3 pseudogenes are annotated in these 1,855 nt (G+C 60.3%); 2 read left to right on the top strand and 1 reads right to left on the bottom strand.

Annotation, left to right across the window (positions count from 1 at the left end):
• Positions 1 to 124: 124 nt before the first annotated feature.
• A pseudogene (locus H9Q09_RS22285) lies at positions 125 to 1,119 on the top strand (IS3 family transposase); the annotation flags it as partial.
• 29 nt (positions 1,120 to 1,148) lie between these two features.
• Positions 1,149 to 1,274: pseudogene (locus tag H9Q09_RS22280) on the top strand (transposase); the annotation flags it as partial.
• Here H9Q09_RS22280 and H9Q09_RS22275 read toward each other — a convergent pair.
• Positions 1,268 to 1,385: pseudogene (locus tag H9Q09_RS22275) on the bottom strand (IS481 family transposase); the annotation flags it as partial. The pseudogenes H9Q09_RS22280 and H9Q09_RS22275 sit on opposite strands and share 7 nt — an antisense overlap.
• Positions 1,386 to 1,855: the final 470 nt, after the last annotated feature.

Here is a 1,855-nt window from a genome sequence, read left to right as displayed (position 1 = left end):
TCGCCAAACGCTCGCCTTCACCGAGGCCGGTATCGACGCGCTTCGTGACATCATCGCCGATCAGATCAAAGGCGCACTAAAGACTACGTGAAATCGAGCCTGCGGCCTACAGCGTATGCGTACGCGCCTGAAGGACCTTGAGAAGGAGAACGAGCGCCTTCGAAAGGCGTTCTCCGACCTGACCCTGGAGAAGCTGATCCTTCGAGAGGCCGCATCGGGAAACTTCTGAGCCCTTCCCGCCGTCGGCGGTGCATCGAGCATGTCCGAACGATGTTCAAGGTGTCCGAACGCTTTGCCTGCCGTTTGCTCGGCCAGCATCGCTCGACGCAACGCAAGACGCCGACCGGTCGAGCGGATGAGGCGGCGTTGACCGCCGATATCATCGCGCTCGCCACCCAGTACGGCCGCTATGGATATCGCCGGATCACGGCGTTGCTGCATGCGGCCGGGTGGACGGTGAACATCAAACGGGTCGAGCGCATCTGGCGACGGGAGGGGCTGAAAGTGCCGCACAAGCAGCCGAAGAAGGGTCGGCTCTGGCTGAACGATGGATTCTGCGTCCGTCTAAGGCCGGAGCATCGCGACCATGTCTGGTCCTACGACTTCGTCGAGAGCCGCACCCACGATGGGCGCAAGTTCCGCATGCTGAACATCATCGACGAGTTCACCCGGGAATGCCTGGCGATCCGAATCGATCGCAAGCTAAACTCGACCAGCGTCGTCGACGCCTTGACCGACCTGTTCATCCTGCGCGGCGTGCCCGACCATATACGCTCGGACAATGGGCCGGAATTTATCGCCAAGGCAATGCGGGAATGGATCGTCGCCGTGGGTGCCAAAACGGCGTTCATCGAGCCGGGCAGCCCATGGGAGAACGGCTACTGTGAAAGCTTCAACGCCCGACTTCGGGACGAGCTCCTCTACGGCGAGATCTTCTACTCGCTGGCCGAGGCGAAGGTCGTGATCGAAAGCTGGCGTCGCCACTACAACACGGCACGTCCGCACTCGTCATTGGGCTACCGCTCGCCGGCACCGCAGGTTCTGCAATGGCCGTCTTCGCCACCCGGACCAGCTTCGCCGGCCACGCCAGCCTTGGCGCAAAGGCCGCTCATGAACTAAGATTTGCCCTGGACCACCCGGTGGGGGCCGACCAACGTACCGTCCGCATCAAGGACTATCGCCAGGGCGGCGCCGCCCGCCACCGCACGCTGACGCTGGAGGCGGGCGAGTTCATTCGCCGCGTCCTCCTCCACGTCCTGCCCCGCGGCTTCCATTTCGCAACGGTCTTCTGGTTGATCCCGCAGCGCTGCGCCAGAGCCCTCAGGCTGTATCGCTCGACGGACCGCCTCTGTCGTCGTTGCGCATCCATGAAGAACTTGGACCATAGCGCATCCTTCCACTCCTGCGAAAAGACTGCACCATTAAAGCCCGGGATCAAACGCCTAGAAAGCAGCTGATCCGAATCCGCTCTACGCTGGCTCAAGCTCCATGATCTGAGCACCGTAGCTGTGTAGCTTCCGCTATAAGAAGCCCACGATGGTCAGCAGCAAAGAAGACCACAGGATCGTTGATAAAATAATAATACCGACCCAAGTCCAAAGAAAGCAACTTCGGTCGCTGGATCGCCAGACAAAGCTGTGGATGTTCAATCGCATTTGCAAACGCTGCGTGCTTTTCATTTCGGTCGTGATCCGGTTGTTGGGAGCGACCGGGTCACAATGCGGAATGCTTAATACCGGCCCGCTCATGAACTGACCGCTTTAATGTACGGGTAGTTGCAAAGGGACCGGATGCGGCTTGGATCTCTGGTGGCGCGGTTCCAGGCATCGCAGCAAGCGTCGATGATGGCTTGCCT

It is taken from the genome of Aurantimonas sp. DM33-3, from assembly GCF_014334315.1.
GTDB classification, from domain to species: domain Bacteria; phylum Pseudomonadota; class Alphaproteobacteria; order Rhizobiales; family Rhizobiaceae; genus Aurantimonas; species Aurantimonas coralicida.
The sequence above is the reverse complement of the archived record's forward strand: the minus strand, read 5'-3'. Positions and strand labels throughout refer to the sequence as shown.